Here is a 14,986-nt window from a genome sequence, read left to right on the forward strand (position 1 = left end):
TTCAAGTTCCTATTCTCTGAGAGGCGGCAGCTTTATCGTAGACTTAAGAGGTACTGTAGCATCACGAATTATACTTCCATCTATCTCTTTAACCTTGGTTGTTCCGTTACCGTAAACATCCGCCGTTAGGATATAGCATTGATCGATGGCTTTTCCTCTTGCTACCCCGATGCTGCCACTGTCTGCAAAAACTTTGTCTAAGTCTCTTTTTTGCTGGGCGGTTAGATCAAGCCCCTTAACCTTATCAAGAACCTCAGCCGACTTTAACGTTCCCGACTCGTCAAATTTGAAAGATGAGTTCGCAACAGTCAATTCAGTAACACAATGCGTATAGACCGCCATAATTTCCGGGAGACAAACACCAACATCAGCATCTCTATAATAGTAGACGCTATACCCAGGATTGCACCTATCAGTTTTTGAATCCTGCCCAAGCACGGCAACCTGCCTCGGCAAGATGTAAGAACACCCGGACATTACAACTAAAATAAAGATTAATGCAAAACCCGATAATCCCTGTTTCATTTTTATGCTCCTGCTGTCATAGTGGCGTAAAGCTATTGTTATGCCACTTCGACTATAGATCAGCATGGAAAAGCTGCCAGACTCCCTTACTGATTCGTTGCCGCATTCGGTCACGGAGGTCGGTGCATGCATGGAGAATGCCATGAACTGCTACAACTGCGACTACGTTCGCCGCCGCTACAATGTGCCGGCCGAGATCGGGCGCCGCGTAATCGCCAACGGCGAGCCCGGCGTGATCATCGCCGACCGCGGCCATTACATCGGCGTCATCCTCGACAGCGACCCGAAGAAGCGCATCCGCAACTACCACCCGACCTGGGAGATGCAGTACGGCGAAATGGCCGAGACGCTGCCGCTCAAGCAGTGGGAAGTACTCACCAACGGCATGTACGACTGGGATGACGTGAAGTACATGCTCGGCGATGCGCGTCATTACGTGCGGCGCGTCTGGGCGGCCACTCGCAGCCAGGCCAAGTATCGAGCCTACCAAGAGTTGGACGAGTGCTTCGAAGACGCCACAGCGATGCTTACCTTTAAAGTCCGCGCCGCCTGACCCTCCCGCGCTGCCAGCCAGCGCCTCCCCACTTCAACGAATCACGCCACCCCGGCGAGGGTGGCGCCTGCACGAAAGGACAACACGATGGCCGAACACAACATCGCCAGCAAGAAAAGCGCCGCATCCTTCCTCGTCAGGGTGACTGATCCGACAGTTAGTTCTATTGAGTAGATCAGTGCCGAAACCCACTGAATCAATCGCATGGTTGACTGGGGGCTCACCGTACAGGGAATCCACCGGTTCGACTTGGTCAATCTCGTGGCGAGAACTGAAGCCCGGGACCAATGCTTTTCTGCCTACGCGCTCTATGAATAAGATCCACAAAATTCATAATTTTTCAATTCAATAGCTAATTACAACAGACAGTCACTCAACACCAGGCGAAAATGTCCGCTCAGGGTAAAAATATCTCTCGATTTCGGGGCAGGGGAAATAGCTTTCGCCCAAATCTACGATTCTCCACTCCTTCAGCATTTTGCGAGCAGCCTCGTATTTATACATAATACCCACCACAATAACGCACTCAGTAGGATAAATAGTATCGCGCAGTATTGATGCATAGCTCTGACGAGTACCCTTAGGCAGCTTCGAATTATTAATAAATTTGACTACCCTCATAGCCCGCTGCGCCAAAATTACACACTCAGCGCCTCCCGTAAGACTTGCCATGTGCTCCAACGCTTTATCAAGCTGCTCATCTGCTGGAAGCTTTCCAAACTCTTCATATGTCTCCCACAGACTCTCCGAAACTTCTTCCCCATAGGACGTACCATCAATCATCACCCTGAAATGCTTTTCACAATGAGACTCTAATTGGGCGATAAGTTGAAAGAAAGTATTCTCGAATTTTTCAACCTCCATGATATTTTGTTGAGCACGCATAAACTGGGTAGTTTTACGTGCCTCCATTGTCTGGATTCTGGTTGTCCGCAACAACACCAACAAAGCTAAAAAACTCAACACCGGATTTGTCAAGCCACCTATAAAATCACCTATCTGACCTACATCTTGCGGAATTCTTGGCTCATTATCACCAAAATAAACATATAGGCTGACAATCATAAAGACAAACACCAGCGCAACCCATGCTATAAAGCCTGTGTCTAACGGTTGGACTTCCTCCTTACTTTCAGCGCCCTTCAATTTCAACCAAAAATACATCGAGAGCCCAGATAGCAAGACCACTATTACTAACAATCCCTGAACCAAGTTCATGCCACCCCCTTAAAAAAATGGCAGAAGGCTATCACGGAATGCTGTCCGATTGAACAATATATACACTGCCGCGATATGGCGGCCGAGGAATCGTCATGCCTGAAGAAATCAAGCTGATCCAGCCGGCGCCTGTCGTGCGCGACGAATACGGAATGTTTGAACATCCCGATCTGCCCGACTTCAACGAGGGCGACGGCGAGAAGTGCAAGGCCTGGATCGCGCAACAGGGCCTGCAGGTTGCAAAGGTCAGCCTAGAGACCGACGCGCCGGATGAGATCGCAGATCGCTACTTCGAGGCTGGCGAACCCCATTGTGGCTTTTGGGAACCAGGCAAGCCCGACGGCGACGGCTGGTTCTGCCTGGCTATCCACGACACCGACGATGGCCCGGCGTGCTGGTGGGGTCGCCGGGTGGTGATGCCATGACGAACAAACAGCATCCGCTCGACGTGCAGAGCGTTGGCGAAGACACCTACATCGTCATGAGCAAAGGGCATCACGACCTTGAACAGTTCATGGCTGCCGCAATCAAGCGGTACCCGGGCTGGGCGCTGGGAGGCCCTGTCCACGCTTGGGTTAAGACCACCCCTGGGCACGGTACCTACGACCGTATGTATAACCTGGTTCCTGAAGGCACTCGCGGCTGCTGGCCGGCAACCTACTGCTACGAGTATGGCGACGACTACGAGCGCTACAGCGGCGAGGTACAGCCATGACCCGCCTCGCCCTCTGCCTCCTGCTGCTGGCCACCGGCGCCAGCGCAACCGAGAACGTCATCGACGTGCAGCACGACAGCCATCGCGGCGTCACCTGCTATATCCTGAACGGCGTTGGAATCAGCTGTATCCCGACAGCCAACTGCAGGACGGTGAACGGCGCCAGCTATCCCCGTACGAAAAAGAAAACATCAGGACTTCCACAAAGGCGTCAGCGCCATGGAAGGAAGACAGGTATTCGCTATGAAGGCACTTTCAATTCGCCAACCCTGGGCATGGCTCATCATCCACGGTGGCAAGGACATTGAGAACCGCAGCTGGCACACGAAATTCCGGGGACGATTCTGCGTGCATGCTTCACAGGGTATGAAGCGTACCGATTACGCCTGGGTGGCCTGGTACGCTGCTGAGCGCCGAATATCCATCCCACCTTTCGAAGAGCTGGAGCGAGGCGGCATTGTCGGTACGGTTGAACTGGTCGATAGCGTCGATGCCAGCGAATCACCGTGGTACACAGGTGAAAAGGGGTTCGTCCTCCGTGACCCGCGCCCTTGGGGCTTCATACCCGTGAAGGGCCGACTGGGTTTCTTCGAGGTACCGAAGGAGCTTCTGCCATGACCCCTACCCATCGTCGCCCCGGTCTACGTGGCGCGGCTCATTTGGAGGGGACCTTGACGAATGTGATGGCGTCGGAGAACTGCTTGGCTCGGTCAAGGCTGAACGTTCTGATGGAGGCAAGGGGGCTGCCATCAATGGCGCGAACTATCACCACGAACCGGTTACTTCGACCACGCTTCTGGTAAAGCGTTACTTCGCCTATCGAGTTGAGGTAAATGCGGCGACTGGCTTCCCGTGTAACAACCGTGCTGTTTCCCACTGCGAGTGCGCCAGTACCAATTGGAACTGCAGAACCGACGCTACTGCCCTGAGAAATGACGCCGTCCGAAAGAATTATCACTTTGTCTGTGACCAAGACCGATTGCGGGCGGGACTTCTTGCTGTAGTCCTCGAAGAAGGCTTGCTCAATCACCTCCACGGCATGGGCTCTGTCCGCGATGTGCGATCCAGACGGCGTGTACGCCAGCCTTTGGCTACCGCAGCCAGCAAGCACCGCAACTAAGAACACAATGCCGGCCCATTTCATCGACTTAGACATTCAGACGTCTTTCCCTGATGGCGAAAAGCCGCAGCTTACCCTTCCCAAATTTAACTATCCATCCACCTCTGCCGCCATGCGCGGCGTGGAGCCTATCCCATGGAAACCGAAACCAGTGGTGACGTCGACAAGGTCACCGAACAACGCATGGCTGAACTACTCGGCTGCACCAAACGAGCACTTGAAGGCCGACGCCTGCGCGGCGTACTGCCCGAAGGCGTCTGGATGAAGCACCACGGCCGCATCATTTATAGCAAGAAGAGGTACGACGAATGGCTCGAAAGCCAATGGATTTACCCCCAGGGATCGACATCAACCACGGATCGCTCCGCCTCCGATTCATGTGGGAAGGTACTCGACGCACCGAAACCCTTCCCTACCCCTCGACACCGAAAGGCCTCAAGGCTGCATTCCAGCTTCGCGATCAGGTAACAAGCCTCATCAAGTACGGGTTACTGGACCAGGACAAATACGCGGAGTTGTTCCCAAACTCCGCCACCGTCGTCGGTGGGGTGCCGGTATTCGGTGAGTACGCTCAGCTGTGGCTGGATAGTCGCGAGATCGTCGACGGCACGCGCAATGGCTACAAGAGCGCGCTCAACCTTTACTGGATGCCGCACCTTGCGCTGGTCCGGATCGACCTGCTGTCAACGACGCGGATTCGCCAAATCGTCAGCACAACGAAATGGACCTCACCTTCGGTCAAGCGCAACGCACTGGTGAAGCTGTCGACCATCCTCAAAGCCGCCGTGGGTGACGGACTGATACTGCGCAACCCTGCAGAGTCGGTACAGCTGCCCAAGCGAAGCAGAAAAGAGATCGAGCCTTTCACCCTGGACGAGGCAAACCGCATCGTCGCGAGGATGTACGCGGGAAAGCACTGGCACAGCTCGATCTATGCCGCGTTCTACGAGTTCGTCTTTTTCACTGGAATGAGGTTATCCGAAGCGTTGGCCCTTCGTTGGGACGCGGTGGATCTTGAGAAGCGAACGGCGCATGTGAAGCGCACCGTTGCATTAGGAAAGGTGGTGGAACGCACCAAGACAGGAAAGGATCGTTTCGTGCTGCTGAATGAGCGTGCGCTGCACGCGCTGGAGTTCGCCAGGCTGTAAGCGGAGCGGCGCAAGCTGGGCAAAGGAAAGGTGACTGAGACGCCGTACATTTTCCCACCGTCGAAAAACGCAGAATTTGTGCAGCAAACGTCCGATCTGCATCACCAATGTCGGCCAATCCTCAAGGAATTGGGGATCGGCTACCGGCGGCCATACAACTGCCGTCACACCTATGCGACAATATGCTTAATGTCTGGCCTCAACCCCGCATTTATCGCCCAACAGCTCGGGCATAGCGTGCAGATGCTCTTATCGACTTATGCACGTTGGATCAACTCGACCTCGGATTGGCAGGAGCTTGAAAAACTCCAGATTGGTCTCAAATTGGTCTCAGGCTGTGAAAGCGTCACATAAGTTATTGATAGGTAAGCCCTTTGATCTCCACCGCTAACATCACCATGCAGTTCGGCGCCAAGCCCTTGTTCGAGAACGTCTCGGTCAAGTTCAACAACGGCAACCGCTACGGCCTGATCGGCGCCAACGGCTGCGGCAAGTCGACCTTCATGAAAATCCTCGGCAACGACCTGGAACCGTCCGCCGGCCAGGTCATGCTCGAGCCGAACGTACGCCTGGGCAAATTGCGCCAGGATCAGTTCGCCTACGAAGAATTCACCGTGATCGACACCGTGATCATGGGCCACGAGGAGCTGTGGAAGGTCAAGGCCGAGCGCGATCGCATCTACTCGCTGCCGGAAATGACCGAAGAAGACGGCATGGCCGTTGCCGAGCTGGAAACCGAGTTCGCCGAGATGGACGGCTACACCGCCGAATCCCGCGCCGGTGAGCTGCTGCTGGGCCTGGGTATCCCGCTGGAACAGCATTTCGGCCCGATGACCGAAGTCGCGCCAGGCTGGAAGCTGCGTGTACTGCTGGCCCAGGCGCTGTTCTCGAACCCGGAAGTGCTGCTGCTCGACGAACCAACCAACCACCTGGACATCAACACCATCCGCTGGCTGGAAAACATTCTCACGGCGCGTAACAGCACCATGATCATCATTTCCCACGACCGGCACTTCCTCAACAGCGTCTGCACCCACATGGCCGACCTGGACTACGGTGAGCTGCGCCTGTTCCCGGGCAACTACGACGAGTACATGACCGCCGCGACCCAGTCGCGCGAGCAGCTGCTGTCGGACAACGCCAAGAAGAAAGCCCAGATCGCCGAGCTGCAGACCTTCGTCAGCCGCTTCTCGGCCAACGCCTCGAAAGCCAAGCAGGCCACTTCGCGGGCCAAGCAGATCGACAAGATCCAGCTGGCCGAGGTCAAGCCATCGAGCCGGGTCAGCCCGTTCATCCGCTTCGAGCAGACCAAAAAACTGCACCGCCAGGCCGTGACCATCGAGAAGATGTCCAAGGGCTTCGACGGCAAGACCCTGTTCGAGAACTTCAGCTTCACCGTTGAAGCCGGCGAGCGCGTGGCGATCATCGGCCCCAACGGTATCGGCAAGACCACCCTGCTGCGCACCCTGGTCGGTGAACTGGCCCCGGATGCCGGTGCGGTGAAATGGACCGAAAGCGCCGAACTGGGCTACTACGCCCAGGACCACGCCCACGACTTCGAAGAAGACCTCAGCCTGTTCGACTGGATGGGCCAGTGGACCCAGGGCGAGCAAGTGATCCGTGGCACATTGGGGCGCATGCTGTTCTCCAACGACGAGATCCTCAAGTCGGTGAAGGTGATCTCCGGTGGTGAGCAAGGCCGCATGCTGTTCGGCAAGCTGATCCTGCAAAAGCCCAACGTACTGGTGATGGACGAACCGACCAACCACCTGGACATGGAATCGATCGAGGCGCTCAACCTGGCGCTGGAAAACTACCCGGGTACGCTGGTCTTCGTCAGCCACGACCGTGAGTTCGTGTCGTCGCTGGCCACCCGCATCATCGAGCTGAGCCCGAGCGGTGTGGTGGACTTCAGCGGTACCTACGATGACTACCTGCGTAGCCAGGGTGTGGTGATCTGATCCAGACCTGATCGCGGGGCAAGCCCGCTCCTACAATCCTGTAGGAGCGGGCTTGCCCCGCGATGCTGGAAAATCCGTTAGCCTGCTTCCTTTTCTCTTCGCACCCAGCGATCATGGGCCCTCTCCCACCGCCCGCCAGCGAACGAGCTCATGTCCGCGCAACAACCCGCTCCCGTCGACACCAGGTCGATCACCCGGCAAATCCTCTCGATTGTCTTCTACACCTTCATCGCCTTCCTCTGCATCGGCCTGCCGATCGCGGTACTGCCCAGCTATGTGCATGATCAATTGGGTTTCAGTGCGGTCATCGCCGGTATCACCATCGGCCTGCAGTACCTGGCCACCCTGCTCAGCCGGCCCTTTGCCGGGCGGGCGGCGGACAGCCTGGGCAGCAAACGGGCAATCATCTACGGGCTGATCGGGATCGCCGCCAGTGGTGTGCTGACCTTTGCTTCGGCGCTGACTGTAACTGTGCCGCTGCTGAGCCTGCTGGCACTTCTGGGCGGGCGCGTGCTGCTGGGGGTTGCCCAAGGGCTGATTGGTGTAGGCACCTTGAGCTGGGGCATCGGTGCGGTAGGCGCCGAGCAGACTGCGCGGGTGATTTCCTGGAACGGGATTGCCTCGTACGGCGCCATCGCCATCGGCGCGCCGCTGGGGGTGATGCTGGTCGACCAGGTCAATTTCGCCACCCTGGGCCTGGCCTTGAGTGGCCTGGCACTGTTGGCGTTGCTGGTAATCCGCAACAAGCCGTCGACGCCGGTGGTGCGCGGCGAACGCCTGCCGTTCTGGGCCGCATTCGGCCGAGTGGCGCCGTGCGGCGTCAGCCTGACCCTGGCATCGATCGGCTACGGCACCCTGACCACCTTTGTCACCCTGTTCTATCTTGAGCAGGGCTTCGGCGTGTGCTTCATTCTTTCGCGACTGCTGTTCGTCAACGCGGTCAACCGCTTCGGCGGCTATCAGGTGGCAGTGGCCTGCATGGCCACCGAAGCCCTCGGCCTGGCCTTGCTGTGGCTGGCGCCAAGCCCGGCGCTGGCGCTGATTGGCGCCGGGCTTGCGGGCTTTGGCCTGTCGCTGGTGTATCCGGCGCTGGGTGTGGAGGCGATCAAACAGGTACCCAGCTCCAGCCGCGGCGCGGGCCTGGGCGCCTACGCGGTGTTCTTCGACCTGGCCCTGGCGATTGCCGGGCCGGTAATGGGCGCGGTGGCCCTGTACCTGGGCTATGCCTGGATCTTCTGCGTGGCAGCCTTGCTGTCCCTGCTAGGGGTCGGCTTGACCGTGCTGCTGTCGCGTCGCGCCAACGCTCACTGATCGGCCATAGGCAGCCCGCCCCGGTGGCGGTCACCCAGGGTGTGGTTGAAAAACCGTGCGGCCTCCGCCTGCAACGACAGGTGAATATCCTCCCGGTCGACGCCGTCCGGGTCATTGCACAAGGCGGCCATCTTCTGCCGCTGTTCGTCGTCGCACGGCGCCATGAAGACAAAATGCCCGGCGCCGGCCAGCAGCTTGTAGTTGGGTGTGACCGGCAGTTTGCGCGCCAGGGCCTGGGCGTTCTTGTCGATGGCCAGCAACTGGTCCTGGTCGCCGCTGTAGATCAACGCCGGCACCTTGACCTCGGCCAGGGCATGACGGCCGAACATCAGGCTCAGGGGCGCCATCAGCAGCAGCGCCTTGACCCGCGGATCAGGCGCAGCCCGCAGGTCGGCACGATCGGCGATCAGAATCCCCTGGGTCTTGCAGGCATCGGCGTCCAGCGGGCGCTCCCGACAGTAACGTTGCAGACGTTCCAGGTCCGGTTGCGCGCCGGACAGGATCAAGGCGGTCTCGCCACCGGCCGAGTAGCCGATCACACCCACCTGCGGGCCATTGATGTAAGGCGCCAGAAAGGCATCGCTCAGGCTGGCAGTGATCGCCGCGCTGATCTGCAAGGGACGTCCGTAGAGGTTGCTCAGGGTCCCCAGGCGGCTATGGTCGCGGGCATTGTCGCCCGGATGGGTCACGGCGACGACGATGAAGCCGCGACGTGCCAGGGCGGTCGCCAGGTCATGCAAGGCCAGGGGCGTACCGGTGTTGCCGTGGGAAAGCATCAACAGCGGATAGCGGCCCATGACCATCGGTGCGCCTTCCCAGGCCTGGATCCGATAGCCGTCGATACGGCTGCTGCGTTCGGGGCCGCTGGACGGATAGAACGCCAGTGCCTGCACCGGTTGCGCATCCAGCGGGTCGGCAAAGCTCAACCGGTGCACGCCGACACTCCAGTGCGCAGCCGGCTCGGCGTGCACCGTCAGTGGGCCGCCCAGCAGCACAAGCAGGAATAACGCGCCAAGACGCCGCATCGTTTTGCACCTTACCCAACGCTGTCGATCAATGCTGACAGTGCGCAGCATAGAACGGGCCGGATCGGCGCAGATGAAGACTCCATGAAAAAACCGACTGCAGGCCATGCCTGCAGTCGGTTTGGGTGGCGCTAGTGCAATCAGGCAGCGGCGAACAGGTCGTTGCTGATCTGCAACTGGGCAGCGTTCAGGGCCTTGACCCGGTGCTCATCGCCATAGGCCAGGCCATGGGCGCGGACGATTTCCAGGTCGGTAATGCCGATGAAGCCGAGGAACACCTTGAGGAACTCTTCATGCCCGACCGCGGTAGGCTGGCCGGCATGCAGGCCGCCGGCGGTCGATACCAGGATCACTTTCTTGTTGCCGCACAGGCCTTCAGGGCCGGCTTCGGTGTAGCGGAAGGTCTTGCCTGCCACGGCGACACGGTCGATCCAGGCCTTGAGCTGGGTCGGCACGGTGAAGTTGTACATCGGCGCAGCCAGCACCACGGCATCGGCGTCGAGGAATTCCTGCAGGGTCTCGGCGCTGAGTTTGGCCTCGTGCTGTTGCGCGGCATCGCGCAGTTCTTCCGGGGTACCGGCAGCCACCAGGGTCGCGGCCGAGAAGTGGCTGATGGCGTCGCCGGCCAGGTCACGGTAGGTCACCTGCAGCGACGGGTCGGCGGCTTTCCAGGCTTCAACCACGCTGCGGCTCAGCTGACGGGAGGCGGAATTGTCGCCCAGAATGCTCGAATCGATATGCAACAGTTTCATGGGACTCTCCTGAATGAAGACCGCGAGTGGGCGATCACGATGGGAAGAATCCTACTTGAGTGGCGAATAGCTGATAAGTCAGCAAAAATGCGTTAGTTTGTCCTACTGGCAGGACAATGGTGATATCCCATGCAAGACCTCAACGATCTTTTCTACTTTGCCCGCGTGGTCGAAGCCGGCGGTTTTGCTGCCGCCGGCCGTCTGCTCGGTATTCCCAAATCACGCCTGTCCCGGCGTATCGCCGAGCTCGAAGAACGCCTGGGTACGCGTCTGCTGCAACGCACCACGCGCCAGCTGAAGCTGACGGCCGTGGGCGAACGCTACCTGCGCCACTGCCAGGCCATGCTGCTGGAGGCAGAGATGGCCGACGAAGCGGTGGCCAGCATGACCAGCGAACCACGCGGGCGCTTGCGGGTGTCGTGCCCGGTGGGCCTGGCCCATGAATTCTTGCCCGATGTGATCAGCCGCTTCCTGCAGCAATACCCGCAGGTGCAACTGGACATGATCCTGCTCAACCGCCGCGTCGACCTGATCACCGAGGGCGTCGACGTAGCCCTGCGCGTGCGCGACCTGGGTGATGAAGACCCGGCCCTGGTCACCCGCCGCCTGCGTCAGGCGCAGATGCTCCTGGTGGCCGCACCGCAATTCGCCGCCGCGCAGGTGCTCAATCACCCGCAAGACCTGGCCAGCCTGCCGGTACTTGGCGCGGTGGACGCCGACCGCCTGGTGCATCTGCGCCTGCTCGACGCCAAGGGTCACAAGCATGAGCTGGCCATGGAGGCACGGCTGGCGATCGACGACTTTGTCGTGCGCAAGGCCGCCGCCATTGCCGGGCTGGGCTTTACCGCCCTGCCGATCATGCACTGCGAAGAAGAACTCGACCGTGGCGAGCTGGTGCGGCTGCTGCCAGACTGGTCGCTGCCCGGCGGGTATCTGCAGGCAGTCTACCCACATCGGCGCGGGCTGCTGCCGGCGGTGCGGGTGTGGATCGATCATCTGGTGGCGGAATTCGCCCAATGCGGGGAACGTTATGTCTGAAGGGAAAATCACCGAAGACCAGGTCGCGGCCTTGTGCCTGAGCCTGCCGGGTGCGCGGGAAGACTACAAGTGGGGCGGCGTGCGCGTGTTCTCGGTGGCCGGCAACAAGATGTTCGCCGTGCTTGACCTGGCCGGCGCCGGGTTGTCGTTCAAGGTCGATAGCGATCTGTTTCTGGGTTACGCCGACCGCCCCGGCGTGCGCCCGGCGCCTTATCTGGCGCGAGCGCACTGGATCAGCATGGCGCCGCCCTACCCCATGGGCCGCGCTGAACTGAGCGAGCTGCTGCAACGCTCCCACCAACTGGTGGTCAGGCGCCTGCCCAAGCGCCTGCAACCGGGTTTGCTTATCTGAGTACTGGCGCCAACGCCACACCCAACCAACGGCCGTCGAGCAGCAGGTGGTCGACCCAGAACAGCTGATGCACGGCGACAATGGCCCAAAAGCTCAGCTGGAACGACAGCTTGCGGGTCTTGTGCCGGAACCGTTGCTGGGCGAGCAAGGCGCCCGGCCAGCCGCCACACAGCTCACTGGCGTGCAAAACCTTCTCCGGCGTGCGCCAGGCCTGGTTGCGGGCCTGCTGCTTGTCGCGCCAATACAGTACAAAGCTCACCAGGCTGGCCAGCGGATAGGCCAGCGCCGGCACCCAGGACTGCCCGCTCAGCAGCATCTGCAGGGCCCCGCCCACGGGCAGCAGGCACAGGGCGACAAAAACCAGCAGCTTGCTGCGCGGGTTTTGCATGGCGCCGCTGGCAGAGGCTGCGCGGCGCTGTTGGCTCTGGCTACGGCTCATCTCAACCGTGCGCCGTGGTCCAGTCGACCCAACCGAACAGCCAGGTGCCGAGAATGATCAGGCCGAACCCGATGCGGTACCAGGCGAAAGCCGCGTAGCTGTGGTTGGCGATGAACTTGAGCAGGCCGCGTACCGCGATCATGGCGAAAATGAACGACACCACGAAGCCGATGGCAAATACCGGGAAGTCGTCGGGCTGGAACAGCTCGCGGTATTTGTAGCCCGAGTACACGGCGGCACCGACCATGGTCGGCATGGCCAGGAAGAACGAGAACTCGGTGGCCGCCTTGCGCGACAGGCCGAACAGCAAGCCACCAATGATGGTCGAGCCGGAGCGCGAGGTACCCGGGATCATCGCCAGGCACTGGGCGCAACCAATCTTCAGGGCATCGCTCCAGCGCATGTCGTCGACCTGGTCAACGCGGATCACATGCTCGCGGCGCTCGGCCCAGAGCATGATCACGCCACCGACCACCAGGGCTGCGGCCACGGTGATGGGGTTGAACAGGTACTCGTGGATCAGGTCGGCGAACAACACCCCCAGGACCACCGCCGGCATGAAGGCGATCAACAGGTTGACGGTAAAGCGCTGTGCTTCACGCTGACGTGGCAGCCCCACCACCACGTCGAAGATCTTGCGGCGAAACTCCCAGACCACCGCCAGGATCGCGCCCAGCTGGATGATGATGTTGAAGGCCATGGCCCGCTCACCACCGAAGTTGATCAGGTCGGCCACGACGATCTGGTGGCCGGTACTGGAAATCGGCAAGAACTCCGTCAAGCCTTCGACAATACCTAGAATGACAGCCTGCAGGCCGGTCCAAAGATCCATGCTTCCCCCGTGAGGCAATGCCTGCGGCATGCCCCTTTATAGTCTTTTAGTTGCCAATGGCTGTTCAGCGCCTGGCCGTTTTACAGCGACAGTTGGTCGCAAAGCCAGCAGAAAAGTTCACGCGGCCTTCAGGTTTACCCCGTCGAGGCCGAAATCCTATCAGACCTCTCGGATAAACGCTGCTGGGACGACGCAACAGACCTCAACGAATCAAGCACTTAGCCCTTGGTCGAGTAGGTTCGGGGGGCAAAGCATGCTTGGATGTAGGCAACAATAAAAAGAATTCGGGGTAAGCATTCCATGAAAACTCTTCGCAGTATGTCGATCAGCCGGCGCTTGTGGCTGATCCTGGTGGTGGCAGTGGTGATGCTGGTAACCCTGGGGCTGCTGATGCTGCGCCAGATCCACGGTGACCTGTACCAGGCCAAGGCCGAAAAGACCCGCCACGTGGTCGAGACCGCCGCCGGGGTCCTGGCGTATTACCAGGGCCTGGAAGCGGCCGGTACCCTCAGCCGCGATGCCGCCCAGCAACAAGCCTTGAGCGCGGTGCGCGGCCTGCGTTATGACCAGAATGACTACTTCTGGATCAATGACCTTGGGCCGAAGATGATCATGCACCCGACCAACCCCAAGCTCGACGGCCAGGACCTGTCGGCGATTCGCGACCCGGACGGCTTTGCCCTGTTCAACGAGATGGCCGCCCTGGCCAAGGCCAAGGGCGCCGGCAGCATCGACTACCGCTGGCCCAAGCCCGGTGCCAGCGAGCCGGTGAAAAAAACCTCCTACGTTCAACTGTTCAAGCCGTGGGGCTGGGTGATCGGCTCGGGCGTCTACATCGACGACATGCAGGCCGAGTTCATCCGCCAGTTGCGCGACGCCTCGATTCTCGGCCTGGGCATCGCCCTGGTGATGACTCTGCTGGTGGTGCTGATCGCCCGCAGCATTGCCCGGCCGCTGCAGGAGGCGGTCGATGCCATGGCCACCATCGCCAGTGGCGAGAGCGACCTGACCCGGCGCCTGGATACCCACGGCAGCGATGAAGTGACCCAGCTGGGTACCCACTTCAACAGCTTTACCGGCAAGTTGCAGGGCGTGGTCAGCCAGTTGCAGGGCGCAGTGCATGCTTTGGGGCAGTCGGCCACGGACGTTGGCAACAACGCCGGCCAGGCCCAGCAACGCAGCGAGCAGCAGTCGCAGCAGATGGAACAGGTGGCCACGGCAATCAACGAAGTCACCTACGCGGTGCAGGATGTGGCCAAGAACGCCGAACAAGCCTCCAGCGAGATGCACGATGCCCAACTGCGCGCCGAACAAGGGCAGCACAGTATCCATGGCAGCCTGCAACGTATCGATCAGCTGTCGGCGACCATCGATGAAGCCGTGCAGGTCATTCGTGCCCTGGCCGGCCAGAGCACACGCATCGGCAGCGTGCTTGAGGTGATTCGCTCGATTGCCGAGCAGACCAACCTGCTGGCCCTCAACGCCGCCATCGAAGCGGCCCGTGCTGGCGAACAGGGTCGCGGCTTTGCCGTGGTGGCCGACGAGGTGCGCTTGCTGGCCCAGCGCACCCAGCAGTCCACCGCAGAAATCCAGAGCATGATCGAGCATTTGCAAGGGCAATCCGAAGCGGCGGTGAAAGCCATCGACGCCAGCAGCGAGGCCTCGCGCCAGACCGTCGAGCAGGCCAGCGAAGCCGGGGTGAGCCTGGATGCCATCAGCCAGGCGCTGCACAACCTGACGGCGCTTAACGCCTCGATTGCCAGTGCCACCTTGCAGCAGTCCCATGTGGTCGAGGAGATCAACCGCAACGTGACCGAAACGGCAGACCTGTCCCAGCAAACCGCCCTGGCGGCGCAGCACTCCAGCGACTCGGGCAAAGCACTTGCGCGGCTGAGCACGCAGCTTGAACAACTGCTGCGACAGTTCCGGGTTTAACGCAAATCATGTAAGACTTTTGCCAATTGTCTAGTCCTGAACAGGTGTAAACCTTATTTAGG

General features: G+C 59.9%; 16 protein-coding genes and 3 pseudogenes. 12 read left to right on the forward strand and 7 right to left on the reverse strand.

Going from position 1 to position 14,986, the window contains the following annotated elements:
* Positions 1 to 9: 9 nt before the first annotated feature.
* Complete coding sequence (locus tag LOY45_RS13965; RefSeq protein WP_258577843.1) at positions 10 to 525, reverse strand: hypothetical protein; 516 nt, start codon at positions 523 to 525, stop codon at positions 10 to 12.
* Positions 526 to 667: 142 nt separating this feature from the next.
* On the opposite strand from LOY45_RS13965, the gene LOY45_RS13970 reads away from it, so the two are divergent.
* Positions 668 to 1,078, forward strand: coding sequence for a hypothetical protein (locus LOY45_RS13970; RefSeq protein ID WP_258577844.1), 411 nt, complete (start codon positions 668 to 670; stop codon positions 1,076 to 1,078).
* Between the two features lie 369 nt (positions 1,079 to 1,447).
* Here the strand turns inward: LOY45_RS13970 and LOY45_RS13975 are convergent, their stop codons facing one another.
* Complete coding sequence (locus tag LOY45_RS13975; RefSeq protein ID WP_258577845.1) at positions 1,448 to 2,296, reverse strand: hypothetical protein; 849 nt, start codon at positions 2,294 to 2,296, stop codon at positions 1,448 to 1,450.
* Between the two features lie 95 nt (positions 2,297 to 2,391).
* Between LOY45_RS13975 and LOY45_RS13980 the strand changes: the two genes are divergently transcribed.
* The 4 genes and pseudogenes from LOY45_RS13980 (at position 2,392) to LOY45_RS13995 (ending at position 3,629) form a co-directional block, all read left to right on the forward strand.
* Positions 2,392 to 2,721 carry a hypothetical protein gene (locus tag LOY45_RS13980; RefSeq protein WP_258577846.1) on the forward strand — a complete coding sequence of 110 codons (330 nt, stop codon included), beginning with the start codon at positions 2,392 to 2,394 and terminating at the stop codon, positions 2,719 to 2,721.
* Positions 2,718 to 3,011, forward strand: coding sequence for a hypothetical protein (locus LOY45_RS13985; protein ID WP_258577847.1), 294 nt, complete (start codon positions 2,718 to 2,720; stop codon positions 3,009 to 3,011). Before LOY45_RS13980 ends, LOY45_RS13985 begins: the two co-directional genes overlap by 4 nt.
* A pseudogene (locus LOY45_RS13990) lies at positions 3,008 to 3,258 on the forward strand (hypothetical protein). The gene LOY45_RS13985 and the pseudogene LOY45_RS13990 overlap by 4 nt, the downstream one beginning before the upstream one ends.
* On the forward strand, positions 3,255 to 3,629 hold the full coding sequence (locus LOY45_RS13995; protein ID WP_258577848.1) for an ASCH domain-containing protein: 375 nt from the start codon (positions 3,255 to 3,257) through the stop codon (positions 3,627 to 3,629). The pseudogene LOY45_RS13990 and the gene LOY45_RS13995 overlap by 4 nt, the downstream one beginning before the upstream one ends.
* Positions 3,630 to 3,666: 37 nt before the next feature.
* Here the strand turns inward: LOY45_RS13995 and LOY45_RS14000 are convergent, their stop codons facing one another.
* Positions 3,667 to 4,167 carry a hypothetical protein gene (locus LOY45_RS14000; protein ID WP_258577849.1) on the reverse strand — a complete coding sequence of 167 codons (501 nt, stop codon included), beginning with the start codon at positions 4,165 to 4,167 and terminating at the stop codon, positions 3,667 to 3,669.
* Between the two features lie 272 nt (positions 4,168 to 4,439).
* On the opposite strand from LOY45_RS14000, the pseudogene LOY45_RS14005 reads away from it, so the two are divergent.
* From LOY45_RS14005 to LOY45_RS14015, 3 genes and pseudogenes are all read left to right on the forward strand, one after another.
* A pseudogene (locus LOY45_RS14005) lies at positions 4,440 to 5,633 on the forward strand (tyrosine-type recombinase/integrase).
* 20 nt (positions 5,634 to 5,653) lie between these two features.
* Positions 5,654 to 7,240, forward strand: a complete 1,587-nt coding sequence (locus LOY45_RS14010) for an ABC-F family ATPase (protein ID WP_115086750.1) — start codon at positions 5,654 to 5,656, stop codon at positions 7,238 to 7,240.
* Between the two features lie 150 nt (positions 7,241 to 7,390).
* Complete coding sequence (locus LOY45_RS14015) at positions 7,391 to 8,551, forward strand: MFS transporter (RefSeq protein WP_258577850.1); 1,161 nt, start codon at positions 7,391 to 7,393, stop codon at positions 8,549 to 8,551.
* On the opposite strand, the gene LOY45_RS14020 is transcribed toward LOY45_RS14015, so the two are convergent.
* Complete coding sequence (locus LOY45_RS14020) at positions 8,545 to 9,576, reverse strand: alpha/beta hydrolase family protein (protein WP_115086752.1); 1,032 nt, start codon at positions 9,574 to 9,576, stop codon at positions 8,545 to 8,547. The two genes, LOY45_RS14015 and LOY45_RS14020, sit on opposite strands and share 7 nt — an antisense overlap.
* A gap of 140 nt (positions 9,577 to 9,716) precedes the next feature.
* On the reverse strand, positions 9,717 to 10,328 hold the full coding sequence (locus tag LOY45_RS14025; RefSeq protein WP_115086753.1) for an FMN-dependent NADH-azoreductase: 612 nt from the start codon (positions 10,326 to 10,328) through the stop codon (positions 9,717 to 9,719).
* Between the two features lie 129 nt (positions 10,329 to 10,457).
* Between LOY45_RS14025 and LOY45_RS14030 the strand changes: the two genes are divergently transcribed.
* Positions 10,458 to 11,366 (forward strand): LysR substrate-binding domain-containing protein, encoded by a 909-nt coding sequence (locus tag LOY45_RS14030; protein WP_115086754.1) that lies wholly within the window; start codon positions 10,458 to 10,460, stop codon positions 11,364 to 11,366.
* Positions 11,359 to 11,718, forward strand: coding sequence for an MmcQ/YjbR family DNA-binding protein (locus LOY45_RS14035; RefSeq protein WP_258577852.1), 360 nt, complete (start codon positions 11,359 to 11,361; stop codon positions 11,716 to 11,718). Before LOY45_RS14030 ends, LOY45_RS14035 begins: the two co-directional genes overlap by 8 nt.
* Here the strand turns inward: LOY45_RS14035 and LOY45_RS14040 are convergent.
* Positions 11,711 to 12,157: a DUF1294 domain-containing protein gene (locus tag LOY45_RS14040; RefSeq protein ID WP_258577853.1), complete on the reverse strand. Its 447-nt coding sequence runs from the start codon at positions 12,155 to 12,157 to the stop codon at positions 11,711 to 11,713. The genes LOY45_RS14035 and LOY45_RS14040 overlap by 8 nt on opposite strands.
* Before the next feature lies 1 nt (position 12,158).
* Positions 12,159 to 12,989 (reverse strand): undecaprenyl-diphosphate phosphatase, encoded by an 831-nt coding sequence (locus LOY45_RS14045; protein ID WP_100782726.1) that lies wholly within the window; start codon positions 12,987 to 12,989, stop codon positions 12,159 to 12,161.
* Positions 12,990 to 13,379: 390 nt separating this feature from the next.
* Between LOY45_RS14045 and LOY45_RS27005 the strand changes: the two are divergent.
* Together LOY45_RS27005 and LOY45_RS27010 are read left to right on the forward strand one after the other, a co-directional pair.
* Positions 13,380 to 14,066: pseudogene (locus tag LOY45_RS27005) on the forward strand (cache domain-containing protein); the annotation flags it as partial.
* Between the two features lie 123 nt (positions 14,067 to 14,189).
* A complete protein-coding gene (locus LOY45_RS27010; RefSeq protein WP_415842498.1) occupies positions 14,190 to 14,924 on the forward strand; it encodes a methyl-accepting chemotaxis protein in 735 nt (244 codons plus the stop codon).
* Positions 14,925 to 14,986: the final 62 nt, after the last annotated feature.

It is taken from the genome of Pseudomonas wadenswilerensis (assembly GCF_024749185.1).
Taxonomy (GTDB): Bacteria; Pseudomonadota; Gammaproteobacteria; order Pseudomonadales; family Pseudomonadaceae; genus Aquipseudomonas; species Aquipseudomonas wadenswilerensis.